Annotated in this window: 24 protein-coding genes; 7 read left to right on the top strand and 17 right to left on the bottom strand. The window is 35.3% G+C overall.

The features are described 5' to 3' along the window. On the bottom strand, nt 1-562 hold a 562-nt coding region (locus MV589_RS02435), incomplete at its 3' end, for an HAD family hydrolase (RefSeq protein WP_297431702.1). Between the two features lie 32 nt (nt 563-594). Here MV589_RS02435 and MV589_RS02440 point away from each other — a divergent pair. After that, on the top strand, nt 595-1296 hold the full coding sequence (locus MV589_RS02440; protein ID WP_297431704.1) for an SDR family NAD(P)-dependent oxidoreductase: 702 nt from the start codon (nt 595-597) through the stop codon (nt 1294-1296). Here the strand turns inward: MV589_RS02440 and MV589_RS02445 are convergent. The 14 genes from MV589_RS02445 to MV589_RS02510 all read right to left on the bottom strand — a co-directional run bounded on the left by MV589_RS02445 (nt 1286) and on the right by MV589_RS02510 (nt 15324). Beyond that, nucleotides 1286-1540 (bottom strand): hypothetical protein, encoded by a 255-nt coding sequence (locus tag MV589_RS02445; RefSeq protein ID WP_297431706.1) that lies wholly within the window; start codon nt 1538-1540, stop codon nt 1286-1288. The genes MV589_RS02440 and MV589_RS02445 overlap by 11 nt on opposite strands. Continuing rightward, nucleotides 1530-1904, bottom strand: a complete 375-nt coding sequence (gene fliS, locus MV589_RS02450) for a flagellar export chaperone FliS (protein WP_297431747.1) — start codon at nt 1902-1904, stop codon at nt 1530-1532. The genes MV589_RS02445 and fliS overlap by 11 nt, the downstream gene beginning before the upstream one ends. A gap of 79 nt (nt 1905-1983) precedes the next feature. Beyond that, nucleotides 1984-3378: a flagellar filament capping protein FliD gene (fliD, locus tag MV589_RS02455; protein ID WP_297431708.1), complete on the bottom strand. Its 1395-nt coding sequence runs from the start codon at nt 3376-3378 to the stop codon at nt 1984-1986. A 65-nt stretch (nt 3379-3443) separates the two neighbouring features. Then, nucleotides 3444-4214, bottom strand: coding sequence for an oxidoreductase (locus MV589_RS02460; RefSeq protein ID WP_297431710.1), 771 nt, complete (start codon nt 4212-4214; stop codon nt 3444-3446). Then, nucleotides 4201-4908 carry an acylneuraminate cytidylyltransferase family protein gene (locus tag MV589_RS02465; protein ID WP_297431712.1) on the bottom strand — a complete coding sequence of 236 codons (708 nt, stop codon included), beginning with the start codon at nt 4906-4908 and terminating at the stop codon, nt 4201-4203. The genes MV589_RS02460 and MV589_RS02465 overlap by 14 nt, the downstream gene beginning before the upstream one ends. Then, nucleotides 4905-5813 (bottom strand): Gfo/Idh/MocA family protein, encoded by a 909-nt coding sequence (locus MV589_RS02470; protein WP_297431714.1) that lies wholly within the window; start codon nt 5811-5813, stop codon nt 4905-4907. Before MV589_RS02470 ends, MV589_RS02465 begins: the two co-directional genes overlap by 4 nt. Next, nucleotides 5814-6860, bottom strand: a complete 1047-nt coding sequence (locus MV589_RS02475; RefSeq protein WP_297431715.1) for a nucleotidyltransferase family protein — start codon at nt 6858-6860, stop codon at nt 5814-5816. It lies immediately after the preceding gene. Further along, on the bottom strand, nt 6853-8031 hold the full coding sequence (gene neuC / locus MV589_RS02480) for a UDP-N-acetylglucosamine 2-epimerase (protein WP_297431717.1): 1179 nt from the start codon (nt 8029-8031) through the stop codon (nt 6853-6855). The genes MV589_RS02475 and neuC overlap by 8 nt, the downstream gene beginning before the upstream one ends. Further along, on the bottom strand, nt 8028-9023 hold the full coding sequence (neuB, locus tag MV589_RS02485) for an N-acetylneuraminate synthase (protein WP_297431719.1): 996 nt from the start codon (nt 9021-9023) through the stop codon (nt 8028-8030). The genes neuC and neuB overlap by 4 nt, the downstream gene beginning before the upstream one ends. Then, on the bottom strand, nt 9020-9595 hold the full coding sequence (locus tag MV589_RS02490) for a NeuD/PglB/VioB family sugar acetyltransferase (RefSeq protein ID WP_297431721.1): 576 nt from the start codon (nt 9593-9595) through the stop codon (nt 9020-9022). The genes neuB and MV589_RS02490 overlap by 4 nt, the downstream gene beginning before the upstream one ends. Then, nucleotides 9592-10734, bottom strand: a complete 1143-nt coding sequence (locus MV589_RS02495) for a LegC family aminotransferase (protein ID WP_297431723.1) — start codon at nt 10732-10734, stop codon at nt 9592-9594. The genes MV589_RS02490 and MV589_RS02495 overlap by 4 nt, the downstream gene beginning before the upstream one ends. Beyond that, entirely contained in the window at nt 10731-11921 is a 1191-nt protein-coding gene (locus MV589_RS02500) for a UDP-N-acetylglucosamine 4,6-dehydratase (protein WP_297431725.1), read from the bottom strand. Before MV589_RS02500 ends, MV589_RS02495 begins: the two co-directional genes overlap by 4 nt. Nucleotides 11922-11926: 5 nt before the next feature. Next, on the bottom strand, nt 11927-13837 hold the full coding sequence (locus MV589_RS02505) for a motility associated factor glycosyltransferase family protein (RefSeq protein ID WP_297431727.1): 1911 nt from the start codon (nt 13835-13837) through the stop codon (nt 11927-11929). Nucleotides 13838-13890: 53 nt separating this feature from the next. After that, a complete protein-coding gene (locus MV589_RS02510; RefSeq protein ID WP_297431729.1) occupies nt 13891-15324 on the bottom strand; it encodes a flagellin N-terminal helical domain-containing protein in 1434 nt (477 codons plus the stop codon). Nucleotides 15325-15537: 213 nt separating this feature from the next. Here MV589_RS02510 and topA point away from each other — a divergent pair, with 213 nt between their 5' ends. From topA to MV589_RS02535, 5 genes are read left to right on the top strand one after another with little or no spacing between them, the layout of a single operon-like run. Continuing rightward, nucleotides 15538-17772, top strand: a complete 2235-nt coding sequence (gene topA / locus MV589_RS02515; protein WP_297431731.1) for a type I DNA topoisomerase — start codon at nt 15538-15540, stop codon at nt 17770-17772. A 3-nt stretch (nt 17773-17775) separates the two neighbouring features. Further along, nucleotides 17776-18297 (top strand): YfcE family phosphodiesterase, encoded by a 522-nt coding sequence (locus MV589_RS02520; RefSeq protein ID WP_297431733.1) that lies wholly within the window; start codon nt 17776-17778, stop codon nt 18295-18297. Beyond that, the gene (locus MV589_RS02525; RefSeq protein ID WP_297431735.1) at nt 18297-19142 is read left to right on the top strand and encodes a biotin synthase; all 846 of its coding nucleotides are present in this window, start codon (nt 18297-18299) and stop codon (nt 19140-19142) included. The genes MV589_RS02520 and MV589_RS02525 overlap by 1 nt, the downstream gene beginning before the upstream one ends. 1 nt (nt 19143) lies before the next feature. Further along, nucleotides 19144-20286, top strand: a complete 1143-nt coding sequence (locus tag MV589_RS02530) for a cation:proton antiporter (protein WP_297431737.1) — start codon at nt 19144-19146, stop codon at nt 20284-20286. Next, entirely contained in the window at nt 20286-20636 is a 351-nt protein-coding gene (locus MV589_RS02535) for an AMMECR1 domain-containing protein (protein WP_297431739.1), read from the top strand. The genes MV589_RS02530 and MV589_RS02535 overlap by 1 nt, the downstream gene beginning before the upstream one ends. On the opposite strand, the gene MV589_RS02540 is transcribed toward MV589_RS02535, so the two are convergent. Together MV589_RS02540 and msrA are read right to left on the bottom strand one after the other, a co-directional pair. Next, nucleotides 20626-21579 carry an NAD(P)-binding domain-containing protein gene (locus MV589_RS02540; RefSeq protein WP_297431741.1) on the bottom strand — a complete coding sequence of 318 codons (954 nt, stop codon included), beginning with the start codon at nt 21577-21579 and terminating at the stop codon, nt 20626-20628. The genes MV589_RS02535 and MV589_RS02540 overlap by 11 nt on opposite strands. 38 nt (nt 21580-21617) lie before the next feature. Then, nucleotides 21618-22145 (bottom strand): peptide-methionine (S)-S-oxide reductase MsrA, encoded by a 528-nt coding sequence (gene msrA, locus MV589_RS02545; protein ID WP_297431743.1) that lies wholly within the window; start codon nt 22143-22145, stop codon nt 21618-21620. 154 nt (nt 22146-22299) lie between these two features. Between msrA and MV589_RS02550 the strand changes: the two genes are divergently transcribed. Continuing rightward, nucleotides 22300-23544, top strand: coding sequence for a sensor domain-containing protein (locus tag MV589_RS02550; RefSeq protein WP_297431745.1), 1245 nt, complete (start codon nt 22300-22302; stop codon nt 23542-23544). The last annotated feature ends 70 nt before the right edge of the window (nt 23545-23614 follow it).

Below are 23614 nucleotides of genomic sequence, written 5' to 3' on the forward strand. Positions count from 1 at the left end.
CCATATAAGCTTCTGGAGCTAAAACATACTTCAATTCATCTCCAAAAATTATTCTAAGATTTTGCTCTAAAGCCTGCAGTAACATCTCTTCTGCCATATAAACAATTTTAAAATTATTCTCCATTGCACGCAAATCATCAAAAGCTTCAGTATACTCATCGCCAAGATAGCGTTTTATAATTTCACTCTGGTAACTATTTAGCCTTGTAGAGTAGGAAAAGGCTTCATTTAGCTCATCATCGACCAAAGAGAGCACAAAAGGGTAAATACCCAACCTTGAACCTTCTTCTATAATAGCATCACCAAACTCTTTATTTATAAACTTTGTATCTATGATTTTTTTATCTTTTGTAGCGATAAGTGCGCCATCAAGGAGTATCATCGGAGCATTTACCTCTACCCCTTTTAAAAACTGCTGCGTTTTTTTATATGTTCTTGCTGTGGCAATAGATAAAATCGACTCGGGAGCATACGAGTTCCAAATTTTTTTAGTATAATCACTAATAGATAAGTCTGTACGCAAAAATGTATGGTCTAAATCTGTTATATATATGTTTTTCATAAGCGTAGTATAGCAAAAAGGTGGAAATGGTTTTGAGACGAGCAATAGTTACAGGTGCAAGCAGCGGAATAGGCAAAGCAATAACAAACAGACTGTTAGCTCTTGGTTACTCTGTTATAGGTATTAGCAGAAATGTAGTAGCAGATGATTTTCAGGGAGAAAATTTTCAAGCACTGCAGTGTGACCTCACTGATTCAAACGCAGTCATAAAACTCTGTGAACTCCTAAAAAAAGAGGATATAAGTATACTTGTAAACGCAGCAGGTTTTGGAAAATTCGAACCACATGAAGAGCTTGGCGTTGCGACAATAATACAAATGACATTTCTAAACCTTACAGCACCAATGCTACTAACAAACGCAACACTACGCTCACTCAAACAAAACAGTGGCTACCTCATCAACATAAATTCCATAGAAGCCCTGCGTGCAAGTAAATTTGCCGCCGTTTATTCTGCTACAAAAGCAGGTTTGCGAGCTTTCGGTGATGCACTTTTTGAAGAGACTCGAAAAAGCACTCTTAGCATCACAAATATTAACCCAGATATGACACAAAGTAACTTTTACAACACACTGCGTTTCGATGTGAGTGATAAAGAAAATGAAAAACTACTTAGCGAAGATATTGCCGATGCAATAGAGCATATTTTAGCTACGCGAAAAGGTGCTGTAGTTAGCGAATACACCATAAGAAGTTTACAATTTGGAATAAAGAAGAAAAAAGCTACAAAGTAATGTCAAACTTTGCGGTTTTATTTGCAGTTGCCGAATTTAAAAAATCAATATTTTTTTTCATCTGAAGCATAGAAGAAGCTGTCTCATCTTTAAAAGTTTGAACAATCTTTTGTGCCTCTTGAAGAAGGTAAAGCGCTTCTTCTATCTCCTTAGCATCTTCCAATGTAGGAATATCATTTAAAAGTACATCAAGCGATTTTGTATCTTTTTGTATGACTGCAATTTTTAGCTTTTTAAGCCACATTCGTAGTTTCTCTCCAAGCCTCTAAAAGCCCTTTAAAAACATTTGTCACTTCATCAATTTTTTCAATATTACCATCGAGAGAAGCTTCCATAAGAAGTTGTATTTCATAATTATACAAACCTTCTAAATACTTTGCAATAGTACCATCCTGCTTCATATCTAAAATAGCTACCAATTCCGTAACAATTGCTACAGAACGATTAAGCCAATAAATCTTTTTTTCAATATTTTTATCTTTTATTGCTTTCTTTGCTTGTGCATTAAAACGAAGTACACCCTCATATAACATCTCAATCAATTTTGATGGAGATTCAATTCCAACACTATTTTCCACATATGTATTATAAGCTGTCCCTGCGTACATTTGCAATCCTTTTTTATCTTTTATTTCTTTCATGTTACATCGGCTTTTTATTAAATTACTTTAACAAAAACAGCTACCTTTATCGTCCACTAGCTGATGCTGCCTGCGCATTTGCAAGCTGTGTAAATATACTAGATGCCGAGTTAATTTTACTGATCATCAAATCATAAGCTGCAAATCTTTTTGCCATAATATTGTATTTTGATGTAAGTCTATCTGCTGCTTGTTGTTTTTGGTCTTCAAGAGAAGAAATCCTTGTTGAGTATGATGTTTTTAACTGGTCTAATGAACCGTTATAACGAGTGTAACGATCAAGAGTATTTTTCATTTGGTCAAAAGCACCATCTATACTCTTTGTACTTCCATTAGGCTCTACAAAAGTTCCACCTGAAAAAAATGCCTCAACATTACCTGGATTTTCTTTCAATTTCTCTTCAAATTTTGAATGATCTAGTGAAATGGTTCCATCTCTATTAGAAGCAAAACCATAATCAGCTAAACGCCCTCCAACACTATCTCCAGCGGTACCAACCATATTAATAATGTTATTTTTCATCGCTTTAATTGTAGTATCGTTAGAAAAAGTCCCTCTCTCTTTTGCATCTTGACTTGATTTTGTCATGGTATTGAGTTGTGTTATAGCCGAATTAAATTTTGAAACAAAGCTATCAAGCTTATCTTCAATACCCGCAACATCTTGTTTTACACTGACATCAGATGTACCAGACTCTTTAAGTTGAATTGTTACACCAGAGAGTAAATCACTTACCGTATTACTCTTTCTTGTTATATCAAGTCCGTTATACTTAAAACTTGCGTCTGTAGCACTTTGCACATTTGTATAACCATCTGTTGTATCTGTATCTGCTTTTAATTGATCATCTAAACCGCTGTCATTATCACTAATAGAAATATCATGACCAGTTCCAGTATCTGCTGAAGTTAAAAAAAGACGAAAATCATTTGCCCCAACTTCAACAATACTAGCCTGAACCGTACTTCCTGCATCTTTATTTATCTGATCTTTTAAGTCACTCAAGGTCATCGCAGCATTATAGTTAAAAGTAAAATCTTTTGAACCAACACTTAATTTCATGCTACCATCACCTGAAGCAATGGTAGAGGTTGCAGAAGAAAAAGAGCCAGATTGTTCTATCTCTTTTGTTGCAAGATTATTTACAGTTATACTAAAATCTTGAATATCACTACCAGAATTTGCTGTTACAGAAACAGCACTTCCTGTTGCAGTCGCAGTACGTGTATCAAAAAGTCCATACTGAGAAACATTCCCCGTACTTTCTGTCAAATTATCCATCAAAGCATTTATAATATTCAGCTGACCAGCTTTACTTTTTTCAGCAGAAATTTTCGTAGTTATTGGCTGTACATACTGAGATTCATCCGCCGCCTTTAACTGGTCAATGACATCTTGCGTCAAAACATTTGAACCGACACCTAATGATGATATACCCATGACAAATCCTTTTTTTTATTCTTAATAGTTACATCGACAAAAAGAGTAAATACTTTAGAGAGCTTTCATAAACAAAAGCCATCATCTACTATAATATTTTGACCATTTACATATTGACTCATATCACTAAGTAAATAGACTAAAGTCCCTGCTAAATCACTTTTATTCAACATCCCTTTAGATAAACATTGTTGCTTATAGGCAGAGAGAAATAACGGATCTTGATCATCAAAGATACCTCCGGGGCTTAGAGCATTGACTTTAATATTCATACCTTTAAAATATTTTGCCATATATTTTGTTAAATGAATAAGTCCTGATTTAATTGCTGCATACTCAACAGGCATTGTCATTTTAGTACCTTCATATATTTCAAATTTTGGTGCTACAACTCCATAAATAGAAGAGATATTTACTATATTTCCATATCCCTGTTTTTGAAAATATTTCGCAAACTGTTGTGATGTAACAAAGTATCCTCCAAGATTTAACCCTAAATTTTCTACAAAGTCTTCATACTCTACATCAAAAAAAGATCTTGCATAATTTTTATTTCTGGGATATGCATTGTTGACAATTGCATTAATCTTGCCAAACTTCTTATCTAGCTTGTCAATACACTTTTTTAATGATTTTTTAGAAGTAATATCGAGTTTTATAAAATGAATATTATCTGTATTTAACTTTTTAGATAACTCTTTTTTTACTTTTTTCCCTATCTCGGTATTTATATCTGCAATAACTGCTATAGCACCATTTTTTATAACTACTTTTACAAACTCTTGACCTATCAGCCCTGCCCCACCTGTAATAACTATTACTCTATTTTTTAACATTTTTTTCCTTCATAAGAAACTCTACAAACTTATAATCAAGTTCTGTATCTATGTCAATTGATCTCTCTTCTGGCATTACATATAAACCAGTATTTTCTAAAAAAAGAGTATTTTCGTTTAAAATAACATTACGCTTCCATATATAAATAGAGGCATTCATATCATAACTTTTAGGTGTATCTTGTCTTCTTTTAATGCTTTTATCTAATTTTTTTGAAAGAGATACTTTCCCTGTTTTATCTACTTCAACAAGGTTAAAGTATGGGCTTCTTCTACTTGGCATGGCAGTAATAAGATTATCATTATTATTTTGTATAAATTGTTTCAAGGCATTGGCAATATCTTCTACTATTCGCAGTGGTGCAGTCGCATCTAAATCAACTAAATAATCAAATTGAGTACCATAATAAGCCTCACTTCGCTCAAAAGCATCACGAATTACATCCAACTTTCCTGCCTTGTCACTTGCCATTACTTCACTGCGTTTAAAAAAAATTTCCGCGCCATACTCCTTCGCGATTGTTACAATAGCATCTGAGTCTGTACTTACTACAATATGCTCAAATAAGCCACTCTTCGATGCCTGTTCAATTGTATATGCGATTAAAGGCTTTCCATAAATAGGCTTAATATTTTTATTCTTAACACCTTTACTACCACCTCGTGCACATATCGTACATAAAATCTTACTCATCTATTTTGTTCCTCAATTGTTGTAATCGTCTGCATTACTTCTAATCCTTCCTCAAAAGTAGATATATATTTTTGTTCGCTTAAAATATCTATATGCATCTGTTCAAACATTAAATTTCTCTCTAGTGTTGAAAAATCATAAATTTCTTCATCTGCAAACCTATCTTTTTTAGTAAGTTTATTTGCAATAAAATCAAGTTCATATGTATTGTCCAATGTTTCTAAAACAACTCTTCTATGACTTATCTTACTAATATAATCCATTGATATATTGACAAAAACATCTTGGCTTGTTTTAGCTATAAACATTGTCAAATCATCTGAATCTATCTCTAAATCAGAGACTTTACTTTGATAACTTTTAATCTCTTGACAGACACCACATATCCACTGCGCATAGTCAATTTCATGGCTTAAATCAAGTAAAACACCGCCACCTTCTCTCTTTTTTGCACTATAAGAGTCCCTATAATCAGTTTGAGGTCTCCATGTAGGTAAATATTGTCCACATTTTGCATAAAAAGAGATAATTTTTTCATTTTTTATAAACTCTTTGAGTTTCAACAGCAGAGGATGAAAGCGTAAAACATAACCAACAAAAACTTGGTTATTTCTAATATGCAAATTCTTTGTAGTCTCAAATAAAGGTTTTTCACATAAAATCAATTTTCCTGAGACATTTTTCTCTAAATATTGCAACTGTTCATAATGTTTATAGGTCGGAGAAGCTATAACAAAGTAATCATATACATTCAGGTTTTTTATCTCTTCAAACTTTTTATAACATTGGCATATTTTTACTTTTTGTTGTGTTAATAAATCTATTGAAGATATTTGAGGCAAGCTAGATAAAACATCAAAATGTCGCTTGCCAATAGAGCCAAAACCTATGAGTAAAACTTTCACTTAAAAAACCTCATTATACTCATTTTGTGCCTGTTCAAACTCTTCCATTCTTCCAATGTCAAGCCAATACTCATGAATAGGAAAAGAGACACATTTGAGTTCCTCAGTAATAATATCTTCAAAAAGTGTCGGCATATCATAAAATTCATTTTTAGGAATATACTCAAAAACTTGCGGTGAAAGCATATATATACCTGCGTTTACAAAAAACTTATGAAGAGGCTTTTCCTCTATTGATGTTATCAGACTTCCCTCTGTCTCTATCACACCATAAGGTACCTGATAGTCATACTCACGCACGCACATAGTCGCGACAGAGCGTTCTATAAGATGAAAATCTAAGAGATGCTCAAAGTTTACATTTGTAAGTAGATCTGCATTCATCACAAAAAATGGCTCCTGCGGTCTCTCTTTTATAAGTGAAAGTGCCCCAGCAGTACCAAGTCTCTTACTCTCTTCAATGTAGTCAATATTGACACCCAAAGCACTCCCATCACCAAAATACTCTTTTATCATATCTGCTTTATAATTCACACTGATTGTAATATTAATAAAACCATACTTTGCGAAATTCTCTACTATAGTCTCTAAAATAGGCTTATTTCCAACCTTTAGAAGTGGTTTTGGAGTATCTTGTGTCAAAGGACGTAGACGCGTTCCAAGACCACCTGCCATAAGTACAACTCTGTTATGCTTTGCATCTGTCTTTAAAAGGTTGGAGAGTTCTTCGATCTTTACAAGCTTGCCATCATTGTCAACAATAGGAATCTGGTATATCTGCTTACGCACTGCTTTTTGAATAATGATCTCTTTAGCATCATTGATATTTGCAAGAGTCGGCTCTTTAAAGTAAAGACTTTCAATGGAAGAATCTAAATGCAGACCATTTAAAAGCCCACGCCGAATATCACCATCACTCAATGTTCCTATCACTTTTTCCTTATCATCTAACACAATGGCAATACGCATAGCACCCTTATCAATAACTTCAAGTGCTTCTTTAATGGTGGAATCTTTTTGCAGTAAAATATCTTTATACTTATTCATCACAACCCTCTTTTATATCATAAAACTTTTTTTGCAGTATCGAATTAAGTGCGACACTAAGTAAAACTTCTTTTATTTTTTTGCTTGTTCCCTCTAACTCATAGGGATTTTGAACACCTTTTATCATTTGTAAAAAATTTTTATCATACGCCTTATATATCGCCTTTTTTATATCTTTTTGTAATATTTTTGCATTGACAATACTCTTGGCTTGTGTTCTTCCTTTTTGTCTATCACCAATATTTACTGTAAGCTTATAAAAACTAGGAACTTCAAGTATGCCACTTGAACTGTTTCCCACAACTGCATCTACATACTTAATGGTGCTAAAATATCGTAACTGTCCGAGTGAACTAAACGCAATAGCCTTATCACCATTTTTTTGAACATAATCTTCTATCATTCTATTAATTATAGCTCCACCCGAGTCAGCATTGGCTTTTGTGAAGATAATTTTCGTATCTTTTAATTCATCTAAGGCATTGAGTAACTCTTGAAACTGCTCTTGAGGTGAGAGTTTTGACAAAGTTTCTGGATGATAAGTGACTAGAATATTTTTCTCCCCAAACTCAAACGCAAATGATTTTTCTAGTTCCTCTTTTGAGAGTAGTGGCAACTTTTTAATCTGCTCAACAGCCAAAGAGCCTACATTAAAAACTCTGCTAGGCTGTTCCCCAAGTTGTATCACCCTGTTTGCATATTCCTCCGTCGATGTAAAATGCAGATGGGCGAGTTTTGTAACTGCGTGTCGTATTGAGTCATCTATTGCACCCTCTGTAAGCTCTCCACCATGAATATGCGCAAGGGGAATATGCAGCATCATAGCTGCTATTACAACACTCAGTATCTCGTATCTATCACCCAAAATAACAACAATATCAGGCTCTAAATCAGAAAAGACTTTTGTAATATTTTTCTGCAGCTGTGCCATTGCCAAAGAGAGTGCTTCATTGCTGTCATCATCTAAATTCATAGCAATTTTTGCGTCAATTGTAAAGCCATCAGCTTCTATCTCTTTGTATGTTTCTCCATACTTTTCACTTAAATGTGTACCTGTTACAACAAGTTGTAGGCTCAAAGAAGAATCTGCATCGATCTCTGCTAAAAGTGGTTTTAGTATTCCATATTCAGCACGAGTGCTAGTGACGACACAGATTTTTCGTTTGTTCATATCAGATCATCCACTTCATAATCCCTTTTGGCGGGAGTTCCAAGAATTTCATCCCATTTCATAGGGCTCATTCCATTTCCAGGGCGTTTCACTGTAAGATTTTCAACAGTTAAGATTTCCCCTTTTTTTATCTCTTTTGCAGCAACAATGCTTTTACGAGCTACTTGCATATTTGGTATCTCACTAGGAGAAGGTTTCTTTACTTCACTGCCAAGAGCAAGCTCTATATTTCTTATACCCTGCACCATGGCTTTAAGCTCATGAGGCTCTAATGATGCTTTATGGTCAGGTCCTTGCATTGTTTTATCAAGCGTAAAATGTTTTTCTATCACACTCGCACCCAGTGCCACAGCTGCTATATCTACCTCAATGCCAAGCGTATGGTCGCTATACCCGTAAGCAACATTGAAAGTCTTACCGATGTTTGGCATGGCGCGAAGGTTCACATCTTCCATAGGAGTTGGGTACATTGTATTTGCATGTAAAATAGTGATATTTTTTTTGGGAGTTCCCGCTTCCACAAGCACTCTAAACGCAGCACCTACCTCATCCATTGTTGCCATCCCGGTAGAAAGTATTACCTTTTTTTTTAATGCCCCAACAGCACGAAGATACGGCAGGTTTGTTATCTCCCCACTTGAAATTTTAAAGATTTGCAGTCCCAAATCATCAAGCATTGCAATACTCTCCAGATCAAAAGGAGTTGAGAGAAACATTATCTCTTTATTTTTGCAATATGCCATTAGCTCTATATAGGTCACTAAATCAAGTTCAAGTTTTTTTATCATTGCAAATTGTGACTCATCAGCATCGGTAGTCTCTTTTTGATATTCTGCTTTTTGTGCATTTTTACTCACAAGTTTTTCTGCTTTAAATGTTTGAAATTTGACTGCATCTGCACCTGCATCACTTGCCACATCAATGAGTTTTTTGGCAAGTTCTACACTACCATTATGATTTACTCCAGCCTCTGCAATGATAAAAACACTCACTTTACAACGCTCCCCATTTTTATAAACCCTGAAACTTTATTCCCCTGCTTTACAACACTGCCGCTCCCTACAAAACTATTCTCCTCTACACTTACACCACCATTAAGAATTACGCCCGTAGAGATATGACAATTATTGCCGACTATAACGTCATGCTCAAGCAAAGTCCTTGAATTTATAATGCAGTTTTCACCAACCTCTACCGCTGCGTTTACCAAAGCATGATGCATCACTACCGTTCCATCTGCTACCTTTGCATGCTTGGAAACATAGGCAAAGGGGGAAACAATAACGGGAATGGTAAAGCCAAATTCTTTAAGCTTATTAAAGAGTTTAACTCTTACACTGTTGGATGCAATATGCCCAATAGTAACAAATGCATAATCATACTTTTTGCGCAGTATGTGCAATTCATCATCTGTACCTATAATAGGATAGCCCAGTACCGCTTCTGACTCACCGACATATTTTTCAATAATTCCAGCAATTTCAAAACGATTTTCTTGCTCTATCACATCAATAACACTTCTACAATGTCCACCGCCGCCAATTAAAATTATTTTCTCTTTCATAATCGTACACTACTTGGCAAATTCACCACCCTCTCTTGCAGATATTCAGCATTGCTCAAATCTGTTTTTTGACAATCTCTAAACATCTCCAACTCACTCATCAGCTTCCATATAGGCCGTGTCATCACGCCATTTTCATTGGTATAGTGCAACAATGCATCTCGATTTTCCTTATCTTTAAGTAAAACAGCCTGCAGCCAATAATTTGAACGCGTACCATGTGGCTCTTGTATAAGATTTATATCGTCAAATTGAGTAAAAAAGTTTGTATACTCCTCTGTAAGACTGCGTTTAGAAGCCAAAAATTTTTCCAACTCCTCCATTTGCGCGACCAAAAGCGAAGCATTGAGATTTGGCATACGGTAATTATAGGCAACTATATCGTGAATATACTCATAATCATGCGGAAGTTTTGCCGTTGTTGTCAAATGTTTTGCTTTTTTTGCCAACACTTCATCATCTGTAACTATTACGCCACCACCACCAGAAGTAATAATTTTATTGCCATTAAATGAAAAAGCACCAAGTTTTCCAAAAGTTCCCGTATGTTTGTTTTTATAAAAACTTCCTAAACTTTCAGCAGCATCCTCTACTAAAGTTATATGCCATGTTTCGCATATTTTTTGGATTTCGTCTATTTTGCAAGGGTGTCCAAAAGTGTGCATTGGTACACAGGCTCTGATGACTTTTTTCGTTGCTTTATTGATACACTGATTATCCTGAATTTCACAGTTTTTCTCTAAAAAATTCTCCAGTGATTGGGGGCTCATTCCCATACTGTCCAAATCAACATCGACAAAAATAGATTTCGCACCACAATAGCTAATGGCATTACAAGTGGCCACAAAGGTAAGTGGCTGGGTGATGACTTCATCACCCTCCTGTACCTCTGCTAAACGCAGTGATACATGTAAGGCTGCCGTACCGTTTACTACCGCTACAGCATACTTGCTTCCAACATAGGCGGCAAACTCCTCTTCAAATCTATCAACAAACTTTCCTACACTTGAAACAAAAGTGGAGTCTATGCACTCGTTTAAGTATTTTTTTTCATTGCCTATGAATTTTGGTTCATGTAGGGGAATAAACTCTTTTGTGTTGTAGAGGGTTTGTATAAAATTTACTATTTTTTGCATCACATCTTCTCATCAAGATATTTCTTCTTATCTTCATAATTCAAATCAGGCAGCAGCCTAAAAAACTCTTTGACTATGTCTTCTTTAGACCAGTGCAGAGACTTTTTCATTGCATTGATACTTTTTGTAAAACTGTTTAGAAGATTTTCATCGTATGCAAGTTCATTTTTTATGATGCCCAAGTTTTGAAATTTATCCATATCAAGCGTCTCTTTATCTGTATAGAACTCCTCAAAATCTTTCTCTCCCGTTGTATCACTTTTAGTAAAAAGACAAGGCCATTTTCCTTCATCTGGCAGTGTTTTTGCTTTGGCTCTTGCCTCATCTTCATCTTTGCAGAGATAAGGCTCATAGCCTTTGGATTTTAAATACTTTACAGCTATATCTGCAAAAGAGATAAGATGCAGAGCATCATCAAGTTTAGGAAAAAAAATATCTCTATTTTCTCCAAATATACAAGACATTAAGCAGAGCTCACCGCTCTCATGTGGTGTGACGAAGTAGCGTTTTATATCATTAGGCGCGACAATAGGCTGTCTTTTTTCTATACGTTTGTTAAAGCCATACAAAAGTGAGCCATCTGAAAATGCAACATTAGCAAATCGTGCCATAGAAACTTTTGTGTATTTTGAACGGCGATTAACAAACATCTCCATAATTCTCTTTGATGCTCCCATCAAATTTACGGGATTGGCTGCTTTATCAGTTGAGACACAAAAGTATTTTTTTGCTCTTTTTTGTCTGGCTTGCACTAGTGTCTTGTCAGTATTAAAAATATTGACATCAATCATACGCATTAAAGTAAAGGCATCTTTTTCACTGCGTACATGTTTTAATGCGGAGAGATTAAGCACATAGTCATACCTGCCGTTTGCTGCTATAAAAGCATCATACTCTACACTGCCTATATCAAGAGCAAAAGTTTTGAACTCACCATCAATGTAGCCAAAAGAGCTTCTTATGTCTCGCACAAGCTCCACCATATTGTTTTCACTAATATCTACAATATGAAGCTTTTTCGGGCTGCGTTTAAATATCTCTTTTACCACTGCCTGACCGATACTTCCAGCACCACCAAGAACTAGAAAAGAAGATGCTGTTACTATATTGGACAACTCTCTTTCATACTGTTTTATATCTTCTGTAAAAAGAGCTTTTTCTCTTCCTATCAATGCTAATAATCTTTGCATACTATTTAAAATTCTTCTACTATCTTTTTCAACTCTATCTCTCTAGGCTCTAATATTTCTAAAATAGCATCAACATTTACTAAAATTCTATATGCCCACTCATGATGAAAAAGTATCATCTTCCACTCTTTGTGTACCTTATCTTTATTTGTTGTCTCTTTTTGAAGACTCCAGTAAGCTATATCGTACTCTATATGAGTAATAAGTGGTGAGATTAATGATTCGTAAAATTTCTTAAACTCTCCATTATAGTATAAGTCTCTACTTACTGCTATTTTATCTACTATTTTTATCAACTCTTTCTCTTTAGCATGCAAATGTATATCTTCTATTGGATATTTTTTATATTTTCGAATGACTGCAGTAAGAAGTTTTAAAAGTTTTTTCACACTGCGTTTCATTGTTTTACCAATCTCTATTGCCTCTTCAAGTTTCTCTACTGCTTGAATCATATGCGCTTTATAAAGCTCCTCTGAAGGTAAGTCTAACACTATTTTCTCTTTTATATGCTCTTTTTTAACATACTGTTCGACTGCTTGAGAAAAAGGCATCTCTATTGTCCCTTTTATTCTTGCTCCACCCTCTGTAGCATTAATCGTCAAAAAAGTTTTCTCTTGCTCTTTGTTTTGCATTACAGTATTTTCATAGCCATTTAAAAACATCCTCCACACTTTTGTAGTACGGACTTCGCCATCTCCACCATACGCTTCTGTATACTCATCATATGTTTTTTGCTTAATCTCATCATTTCCAAATATATGATTCTCAGCATGACTTCTTCCATCTTTAGCGTAAGCCAAATCTTGTCCAATTATTAGAATTTGTTTAAAATTCATACTACTTGCAAGCTCATACGCCATATTTGCAGCACTCATTCCAAGTCCTAAGTATCCATACTTTTCAAACTCCATAAAAGCATAATGCCAACCTGTTGGTCGCATGCTAAGTTGCAACTGTCCCTCTTTAATATTATCAAGTAACTCCTGCGCTACAATTGCAGTCAAAGCAAATACTATATCTTTTTGAAATGATGGTGTTGTATGCTCATAAAATTCACCAGTTCTTGCAGTTCTCTCTATAGTAGTCACAATATCAGGTTTAATACCCTCTTTTTCAAGAACAGGCAGACTAGCATCTGCAGCAATAATAGTCACATAATTTTGAATCTCTTTTAAAAGAGGTAACTGTTTTGAGAGTGAAGGTCCAGTGGCAACAATAATAGCAGTATCGCTGTTTTTTCCCTTATGCACAAGATTGTTAAGTTGGGGATTTTTTAACATTAAAGGTAAATTTTGCACAAAATGCTCTAAGCCTAAAAGTTCATCAGTAGCATCATTTCCTGTTGAAACCAAATAGTATCTAAAAATTTTAAGTATATTTTGATTTACTTTTTTTATATCATCCACATAGCTATTATAAAACGCTGCGTTTAATCGTAAATCATACGCTTTAAGATGTACAACCGCTAAACCTTCAACTATGCGTCTAAATATAACAGAATCAAAATCTTGTGTATGAATAAGTATAACTCTTTTAGAAACTATATCTTCTGAAATATCTGTAAGATTGAGTGCAATGTAGAGCAGTTCTAGCTCTGGTTCAAAAACATAAATAAATTCGTGAAAATGATTTTGCAGGAGCATATTTATAAGATGGCCATTACCTATGCCATAAATATACATAATTTTATAGAGCTTATACTCTTTCATAAGTTCAACATAAGTCTCTTCTATATCATCTATGGGTCGTTTTTCATACATAAAAGTATTTGTCTGAGTATCAAGAATATTTGCATCGGCATAGTGCCCACTTGCGAAGACTTCATATTTTTCATTGGTAGTTAGTTGGGAAAGTTTTGCGGATAGCTCTGCGTTTACGCTCTCTAACGCTGCTATATTTTTACTATATATACTCATAAATGAACCTGCTTTTTAAAGCTAAAAAGCAGGTTTCATTCCACTTTAACTACCTATTGAAGTAGTCTTAGAACATTTTGTTGTACAGCATTTGCTTGACTCATAGCATAAGCACCAGATTGCGCTAATATGTTATGTTTTGCAAAGTTTGCACTCTCTGCAGCAAAGTCAACATCACGAATTTGAGATTCAGCAGCCGTAACATTTACCTGTGTAACAGAAATATTTCTTACAGTAGACTCAAGTTGATTTTGAGTAGAACCGATGTTTGAACGAATTGCATCAAGTTGTTTCAATGCAGAATCAGTTGTACGAATAGCTTTTTCAGCACTATCTCTTGTAGTTACATCAATCTGACTAAGTGTACTACTTGTCTCTCCTGAAAGTTTTGCGCTTACTGTAAAACCAACATGTGAAGCACCAGCTGTCATTTGAACATTATGATCAGAAACTAAAGTAATATCACCAGTATTCACTTTTTGTGCGAGACCAGATATACCAGATACCGCACTAGCACCAGAGACTTTAATATCACTACCATCATTTGAATGTAAAACAAGAGAACCACCTTCATTAGTAGCAACAACACCTGTTTTACTTGTTTGTGCATTAATGGCGTTCATTAATGAACCATCAGAGTCACTCGCCTTAACATCAACTTTACCAATATCTATACCATTTATTGTCAATTGACCTGCACTGATTGTACCAGAAGTAACAGCAGAACCATCAACTTCAGTAGAAGCTATAGCAGTTACTTCAGTTTTTGTAGATACAGCATTAATAGCCATTGCTTTTGCCCAAGCAGAATCAGCACTGTGTGCAATACTTACAGTATCGTTAGCTTCACCTAAATCAGCAGAAGTTGCACCAACTTTTACAGCAGAGCTAAGTGCATCAGTATTAATTGTTAACGCACCAGCAGCAGTAAGTGCTTTCGTATCAACAGCCACACTACCTGTAGCATCAACATGACGACCAATAGTATTTGTCTGTGTATTTGAGATGTTTATACCCACTGTTTCATTAGAGTATGCACCAATGTGGAACGCTTTATTTTGAAAACTACCATCAAGTAGTTTTTGACCATTAAACGAAGTAGTTTTTGCAATGTTATTTGCTTCTTGCATAAGTTTGTCAATGTCTGACTGAATAGCTTTACGAGAGTCAGCATTTTGACCATCAGAAGCAGCTTGAATTGATTTTGTTCTTACAGTGTTAATGATATTTTCATACTCATCAAGTGCACCATCGGCAGTTTGAGCAACACCAACACCATCATTCGCATTACGAATAGCTTGACCAAGACCTGTCGCTTGTGATTTCAATTGATTTGCAATAGCAAGACCAGAAGCATCATCAGCAGCGGTATTGATACGAAGACCAGAACTTAATCTCTCAAGAGATTTGTCCAAAGAGACATTGTTTTGAGTAGCATTACGATGCGCATTCATCGCACCAATGTTTGTGTTAATTCTAAAACCCATAATAAATCCTTTTCTATGGAAGAGCCTTTCGCTCTTGTATTTTTTAATTTTATCTTTAGGCTTCCTTGCCCTAGATGCAAACTAAATCGGTCATCAAAAAAAATACTTTAGAAAAAGTTGTAAATTTTTATAATTTTTCACAATTTAATCTTTTTTAGCTACACTTCCACAATCAAAAAACAAATCACTCTACTATATATATAGGAAAAAGAATTGAAGTTAATTATTGTTGAATCACCTGCAAAAGCCCGTACTATCAAAAACTTTTTAGGCAAAGGGTATGATGTTATTGCATCAAAAGGGCATATCCGTGACCTGCCAAAATCCCGTTTTGGAATTACTCTTGATGAAGAGAAACATGAACTTGTACCTAAGTACTCCGTAGCAAAAGAGAACGCGCCTACTGTAAAAGAGATACGCGAAAAAGCTAAAAAAGCGGACATCATCTATATCGCGACCGATGAGGATCGCGAGGGTGAAGCTATAGGATGGCACATCGCCCATGCTATTAAAAAAGACCCGTTAGAACTTCCTCGTATTGTCTTTCATGAGATTACAAAAACTGCCATAAACCATGCCCTTGAATCAGCAAGAAAAATAGATATGGATATGGTAAATGCGCAACAAGCTCGTCGTCTGCTTGATAGAATAGTAGGGTATAAACTCTCTCCTCTTTTAGCATCAAAAATCCAAAAGGGTCTAAGTGGTGGGCGTGTTCAAAGCTCGACACTCAAGCTTGTCGTAGATAAAGAGCGTGAAATTAAAGCCTTTATTCCTCAAGAGTATTGGAGTATAGAGACTGCGTTTAAAACAAATATTGATGCAAACCTTATAAAACATAATGGTGAAAAAATAGAGAAACTCTCTATTAAAAACAAAGAATCAGCAGATGCAATTACACAAAGTGTTAAAGATGATGCCTTTGTCATTGCAAAAATAGAGACAAAACAGCGTAAAAGTTCTACTCCACCACCATTTATGACTTCAACACTCCAACAAACTGCCTCAAGCAGACTTGGATTTACACCGAAAAGGACAATGATGGTAGCCCAAACACTCTACGAGGGTGTAAAAACTCCAGATGGAACTTCAGGGGTTATTACCTATATGAGAACCGATTCACTCAACTTGGCTCAAGAGGCAGTTGGTGCAGTTCGTGGAATAATTGAGAGTAGATTTGGAAAAAAATATCTTCCAAAAGAGCCAAAAACATACAATAAAAAATCAAAAAATGCACAAGAAGCACATGAGGCTATTCGCCCTACTATGTTGCAGTTTACGCCAGAAGTTGCACAATCATTTTTAAAAGCAGATGAGATAAAACTCTATCGTCTTATTTATGAGCGTTTTATGGCATGTCAAATGGAAGATGCACGATTTGAACAACAAAGCATCATCTTTAAAGGCAATGAAAATGAGTACCGTGCAAGTGGTAGAAAGCTTATTTTTGATGGTTTTTACGCTGTAACTGGTGCAGAAGATAAAGACAAACTCCTTCCAGTATTAAAAGAAGGTGATAAAGCAGAGATTCAAAGCATAAAACCAGAGCAACACTTCACTGAGCCGCCTGCTCGTTACTCTGAAGCATCATTAATTAAGAAACTTGAATCTGAAGGGGTTGGTCGTCCATCAACTTATGCACCGACCATTGCAACACTCTCAAACCGTACCTATGTGACTATTGAGAAAAAGCAGATTATTCCTACTGAAATCGCTTTTACTGTTACAGAAATTTTAGAGAAAAATTTTCCGAACATTGTGGACATTAACTTCACTGCAAATATGGAAGAAGAACTCGATGAGATTGCTGAGGGAAAAGTCAACTGGCAAAAACTACTCCTTGATTTTTATGGAAAATTTATGAAGCAAATTGAAGAGGGAAAAGAGAACATAGTCTCTCTCAAACTTGCAAAACCACTTGGCATCACTTGTCCAAAATGTGGTGAGCATGAGCTACTACTTCGTTCTGGTCGCTTTGGAAACTTCATCGCCTGCAGTGGTTTTCCTAAGTGTAAATATACACAGCAGTGTGATGAGGAAGGAAATGCAGTCGAGAAAAAAGAGACGACTGCCGATGAAAAGTGTGACAAATGTGGCGCAGATATGATAGTTAAAAATGGACGCAACGGGCAGTTTTTAGCCTGTTCAAACTATCCTGATTGTAAAAATACAAAAAGCATCAATGTCGAAGAGAAAGTGAGTGAAACACCTTGTCCCGATTGTGGCGGTAAAATCAGCCTGAAAAACTCACGCAGAGGACCATTCTGGGGATGTGAAAATTATCCTGAATGTAAGTTTATTTCAAAATTTGAACCAACTACCATCAAGTGTAAAGAGAAAGGTTGTACGGGTGTTTTAGCACCGAGAACATACAGAAACAAAGAAGTGTACGAGTGTGTAAAATGTAAAGCACGTACACCGCGTGAAGAGATTGACGAGAAAAAATAGACCATGAAAATAGGAATCATATCAGACAGCCATACTAAAGTAAAAAAAGCGCGTAAAGCGGTCAATATGCTTTTAGAAAATGGTGTTGATTTTTTTATTCATGCTGGTGATATTGTCGAAACACAAACGCTTGATATTTTAGAAAATTCAGGTAAAAAGTACATTGCAGTTTATGGAAATAATGATGCGCATCTAGCAGAGTATCATAACCGCTATCATCTTGTTCAAGAGCCATACTACTTTAAACTTGCAAATACAAAATTTAAACTCATGCATCTACCATTTTATATGAGCAGTGATGCAGAGGTCATTATATTTGGACATACCCACAAATTTGAGACGGAGTTTGTGGAAGGTTCTCTCTTTTTAAACCCTGGAGAGGTCTGTGCAAGAAACAAACCCACATCTGAATGTGTACTGCTTGAGGTACTTGACGATGAATTTATAGTAAAATACTACACACAAACCAAAGGCGAAGATAGCTACACTCTTAAAGAGACTTTTTCGTTTACAAGGCAAAAATAGTGAATGAAGAGATATTTTTATGTTCTATCTGCAACATCAATAGCGGCACTTGTAAAGAGGATTGTAAATTTTGTTCTCAAAGTGTAAGATACAAAGCAGATATAGAACGCTACAAGCAAAAACCAATGGAACAAATTCTTCAAGAGGCACAAACTGCTAGAGACAATGGTGCTTTGGGATTTTGTTTAGTAACCGCAGATAAAGGGCTTACAGATAAAAGCCTAAAATTTGTGTGTGATGTTGCAAAAGAGGTACAAAAAGTAGCTCCCGAGCTGCGTTTAATAGGATGCAATGGAACAGCAACGCTAGAACAACTCTTAATCCTTAAAGGATCTGGCATAAAAGCTTACAACCACAACCTAGAGACTTCAGAAACTTTTTACCCAAACATTTGTACAACACACCCATGGAGTGAGCGTTATGAAACTTGCCAAAATGTAAACGCAGCAGGACTAACCCTCATCAGTGGTGGTATTTTTGGACTTGGAGAGAGTCAAGAAGATAGAGTTGCAATGCTGCAATCTCTCAAATCTCTCAACCCAAGCTCCGTGCCAATTAACTTTTACCATCACAATGTTGCACTAGAACTTGAGCCAAATCCACTTACAACTGATGAAGCACTTGCTCTTATTAGACTTACAAGAAAAACAGTTGATAAAGCACAAAGGATTATGGTTGCAGGAGGGCGTGAACTTATGTTTGGTGAGCGTCAGGCAGAGATATTTCAAAATGGGGCAAACTCCATTGTCATAGGAAACTACTTAACGACAAAAGGAAGAGGGATGCATCAAGATTTAGAAATGCTTCGATCTCTTCACTTAGAAGTTGCAAAAAAAGTAAACTAACATGACTGATAACGTTATACTCATTGTAACAATTTCACTTATTATAATGTTATCGCCATTTATTGCAAAGGCGCTTCGTCTTCCCACAACACCCATCGAAATCATCTTAGGTTCACTCTTTGGGTATGCTGGATTTTTGCATGATGAGCATCTTTTTAATTTAGTTGCAGAGTTTGGATTTTTATACCTTATGTTTATTGCAGGAACGGAGATTAATCTCAAGGATGTCCTTAAAACGCCAAAGAGGATTGTTAAAAAAGTCTCTCTTTACCTCATCATTCTCTATATATTTTCTATTCTCTTTGCAATGCAATTTCATCTTGGAAAGATTTTTATAGTACTACTCCCTCTTATCTCTGTAGGACTTGTCGCTTCACTTGCAAAAGAGTATGGAAAGACGCCATGGCTTAACCTCTCTATGGTTGCAGGTGGCATAGGAGAAGTGACAAGCATTGTCATTCTTACCATTACTGCGGCTGCTTTGAAATCAGGTGTAGGGCTTGTCCTTTTTCAACATATTATGGCACTTCTCGCTTTTTTACTTTTTATGTTTTTACTTTTTCGTTTTATGCAGCTACTTTTTTGGTGGTTTCCAAAAGTAGCAACAGCACTTATGCCCCATCAAGATAGAGCGGAACAAGATATTAGACTCTCTATGGGTATCTTTTTTCTGCTTGTAGGTGCTATGCTATACCTTCATCTTGAACTTGCACTTGGCTCTTTTTTAGCAGGAATATTTATTCCATCATTTTTTCAACATAAAAGAGAACTTCCTGAAAAACTTGCATCATTTGGATTTGGATTTTTAATTCCTATCTTTTTCATCCATATCGGCAGTTCATTTCATCTTGATGCACTCTTTATGAATGGGCTTATAAAAGAGGCTCTTATTATTACTATTGTAATGATTTTAATGCGACTTATTGCTTCTGTAGTCTTTTTAAAAGAACTTGGCATTACAGATACCATTCTCTTTGGACTCTCACACTCAATGCCACTTACACTTCTCATCGCGATGGCTACACTTGCATACACAGCCCACTCTATCGATACACTACACTACTACGCTTTCATACTCGCCTCACTCTTTCAAGTAATCAATGTTATGATTATCATCAAAATCATCAACAAAAGGCGGACATAGTGGCTAGATCTGTTTTACTACAAATTGCCCGTGATGCCATAGAAGAAGTACTGCAGGTGCAGCAAAAAATAGATAGAAATGCCCTCTTTCAAGAGTATATTTTGCTTCAAGAGCCTGTTGTAACTACTGTAAAAATTTATCTCAATGATGAACTTAGAGGTATGTATAAGGATGCGAATAGCAACTCGCTTTTAGAAGCAATTATAAACGCAGCAAGAAAAGCTGCGTTTGAAGATACAAATTTCACACCCCTACTCGTCTCCCAGTATCTACAGTGTGAAATTGAAATTATTTTAGAGACAGATGAGGGGGAAATTAGAGAGAAAGATTCCCCTCTCACTACTTCTTAGAATTCAAATAATTTGCTATAGCATAACCATGGTTTAGCCCAAGAGCAATACTTCCTCCACTCTCTTGAGTGATGTCACCAGCTACAAAAAGTCCTTTTACATTTGTCTCATAATTTTCATCATGAACAGGTTTTCCATCTTCCTCTTTTATGCCAGAACTTGCAAGAAATGCACTTGGAGTTGTACCGCCAATAGCGTAAATAACTCTATCGTACACTTCTGGCTCTATTTCATTAAAAAGGACATTGATTCTTCCATCTTCAGTCGCCTCAAGCCCATCAACATTCACACCTAAAATAGGTCGTACTTCATTGTGCATAATTGCATTTGCAATGTTTTGTTGGTTAGTAGGATTGGCACGACGAAAAGTTTCGCGTCTGTAACATATTGAAACGTCATTGTTCTCACTCAAATCAACAGCATACTCAACAGCGCTATCTCCACCACCCACTACTAAAATTTTCTCACCAGAGCTACATTCATCAGTAGTATAATTTACTTTTTTTCTAATTGCTGGCGGAATTTTATAGTCAGGTTTATTAGGTTTACCCATACGCCCAATAGTCACAACAACATATTTAGCTTTAATGCTTTTACCTGCCATATAAATATTGAAATAGTCATTCTCTTTTTCAATACCAGTAACTTCAACATGCGTCTGTAACTCTATGGCATGTTGTTTGAGTATCTCATCAAAGAAGTCTAAGGTTGTCTCTTTAGTACCATCTATAAAATAGATATTTCCATCAAGCTCAACCTTTTGCCCTTTCCACTCAACATCTACTCGTTTATTATCTTTATAATATTTGCGAATTGTAGAGTTGTGATTTTCATCTTTTTCTAGTAAAACAATATCTTTTATGCCTTGCATATACCCTTCAATAGCAGCAGCAATACCTGCAGGACCCGCACCAACAATAGCTAATTCATATACTTTTTCCATAACTACCTCTCTTTAAAGTTTTAAATAGTTTAGCACATTTATACTAATTTGTCAGGAAATTTTGTCATAAATTTTTGTAATTTTGGAGCAATTATAACTTGACAATATCCTTGTGATACATTTTGATTATAATAATTCTGATGGTAAGATTCAGCAGGATAAACCTCAGGCAAAAAAGAAACTTCTGTCACTATTTTTTGTGCAAAATCTTTTTGATGTTCTTTGATGGAATTTTCTATAAGCTCTTTTTCGCTCTCATTAGCATAGTAAATCACAGAACGATATTGTGTGCCTTTGTCTGCACCTTGAGCATTGAGCGTAGTTGGGTTATGTACTTCAAAGAAAATATCTAAAATTTCATCTAACGATATTACATCCGCGTCATAGTGTATATCTACAACCTCCGCATGCCCCGTAGCACCTGAACAGACATTCTCATAGCTAGGATTTGGGCGCGCTCCACCCGCATAAGCACTCACAGCAGAGAGAACCCCTTTTACATTTCTATAAACAGCCTCTATACACCAAAAACATCCACCACCCAGTACAATTCTCTTTTCATTCATAAATTCTTCCTCTTTTTATTATGGTTTTCTACTTAATTATCGCATAAAATCTTTAAACTTCTATACGTCTACTTTGTATCAATCAGTCATTAAGTAATATATAAAAATCATATGTTTAATCTATATATAGGTATAATTATAGTGGTATGAAAAAATGAATAAAAAAAGCAAAATGTTAAATAATAAACTAATAGATCCTATGGAAATCATTGTTAATCATACAGATGCATTGATATATGTTATTGATTTGAAAACATATGAGATTTTGTATGCAAATAAGAAATGTATAAAAGAGTTTGGCCAAGTAATTGGTAAAGTTTGTTATACAACTCTTCAAATAAATGAAGATTCTCCATGCTCTTTTTGTCCTTTAGCTTGCACTGATGATTCATCCCAATTTCCTATTGATAAAACCTTTGAATGGGAAAACAAAAACTCTAAAAATGGATGTTATTACTCTTTTCGTGCGCATACAGCTTTATGGAGTGATAACAAAGAGGTCATCATAAATATTGGTGTAGATATAACAGAACCAAAAAAGCTTGAAAAAGCACTTTTAGAAGAGAAAAACAGGGCAATAGCATCTTTTAAAACTCTCTTAGATGCAACAATAGAAGCCATTTTAATATTTGATGAAAATAAAAAATGTGTACTAGTGAATAAAGTGGCTATAGAACTTTTTGGTTACGCTAAAGAGGAAATAATAGGTAAATTTGCTTTAGAATTTGTTGATTCCAGCTCCCATGATTTAGTAAAAAATTATATTCAGCTAGATGATAAAGAACCATATGAAGCTAATATGCTTAAAAAAAATGGTGTTTCTTTTCTGGCAATGATACGTGGACATAATCTACTCTTAGCTGGAAAGAAGGTAAGAGTATCAGCTATTATGGATATTACAGATAGAAAAAAGTACGAAGAGAAGATATTAAAACTTGCTTATTATGACATTTTAACAGGTTTACCAAACAGATTACTACTGAAAAAGTATATACAAACATCACTCCAAAGAAGTCATAGAAACAATGAATATAATGCATTAATGTTTATAGATTTGGATAATTTTAAAGGAGTAAACGACACGATTGGACATGATGTTGGTGATTTAGTACTCGTAGAGGCTGCACTTAGAATAAAAAATGCAATACGAGAAAATGACATTGCAGCAAGATTAGGCGGTGATGAGTTTGTTGTTCTGCTCGATATATCTAAGAAAGATCGTGATGCAGCGATGGATAGTGTACGCATTATTGCACAAAAGATATTAGAGTCTTTAGAAGCTCCATATATGATAAAAAATTATGATTTTCGAATAACGGCAAGTATTGGTATTAAGCTTTTTAAGGTAGTGTTCAATAATCTGTGTCAGCATCGGATAATTCCTAAAATTGTATCATAAATCTAAAGCATCATCCAACCTGCCATCGAAAAAGATGGCAAGTTGTGAGATGGTAAGTGACCAGTTCCGA

This window comes from Sulfurimonas sp. (genome assembly GCF_026991475.1).
Taxonomy (GTDB): Bacteria; Campylobacterota; Campylobacteria; order Campylobacterales; family Sulfurimonadaceae; genus Sulfurimonas.

Coding starts and splice junctions, on each gene's coding strand:
- MV589_RS02445 (WP_297431706.1), bottom strand. CDS start 1,540: ATGTGGCTTAAAAAGCTAAAAATTGCAGTCATACAAAAAGATACAAAA.
- fliS (WP_297431747.1), bottom strand. CDS start 1,904: ATGTACGCAGGGACAGCTTATAATACATATGTGGAAAATAGTGTTGGA.
- fliD (WP_297431708.1), bottom strand. CDS start 3,378: ATGGGTATATCATCATTAGGTGTCGGTTCAAATGTTTTGACGCAAGAT.
- MV589_RS02460 (WP_297431710.1), bottom strand. CDS start 4,214: ATGTTAAAAAATAGAGTAATAGTTATTACAGGTGGGGCAGGGCTGATA.
- MV589_RS02465 (WP_297431712.1), bottom strand. CDS start 4,908: ATGAGTAAGATTTTATGTACGATATGTGCACGAGGTGGTAGTAAAGGT.
- MV589_RS02475 (WP_297431715.1), bottom strand. CDS start 6,860: ATGAATAAGTATAAAGATATTTTACTGCAAAAAGATTCCACCATTAAA.
- neuC (WP_297431717.1), bottom strand. CDS start 8,031: ATGAACAAACGAAAAATCTGTGTCGTCACTAGCACTCGTGCTGAATAT.
- MV589_RS02490 (WP_297431721.1), bottom strand. CDS start 9,595: ATGAAAGAGAAAATAATTTTAATTGGCGGCGGTGGACATTGTAGAAGT.
- MV589_RS02500 (WP_297431725.1), bottom strand. CDS start 11,921: ATGCAAAGATTATTAGCATTGATAGGAAGAGAAAAAGCTCTTTTTACA.
- MV589_RS02505 (WP_297431727.1), bottom strand. CDS start 13,837: ATGAGTATATATAGTAAAAATATAGCAGCGTTAGAGAGCGTAAACGCA.
- MV589_RS02510 (WP_297431729.1), bottom strand. CDS start 15,324: ATGGGTTTTAGAATTAACACAAACATTGGTGCGATGAATGCGCATCGT.
- MV589_RS02520 (WP_297431733.1), top strand. CDS start 17,776: ATGAAAATAGGAATCATATCAGACAGCCATACTAAAGTAAAAAAAGCG.
- MV589_RS02530 (WP_297431737.1), top strand. CDS start 19,144: ATGACTGATAACGTTATACTCATTGTAACAATTTCACTTATTATAATG.
- MV589_RS02540 (WP_297431741.1), bottom strand. CDS start 21,579: ATGGAAAAAGTATATGAATTAGCTATTGTTGGTGCGGGTCCTGCAGGT.
- msrA (WP_297431743.1), bottom strand. CDS start 22,145: ATGAATGAAAAGAGAATTGTACTGGGTGGTGGATGTTTTTGGTGTATA.
- MV589_RS02550 (WP_297431745.1), top strand. CDS start 22,300: ATGAATAAAAAAAGCAAAATGTTAAATAATAAACTAATAGATCCTATG.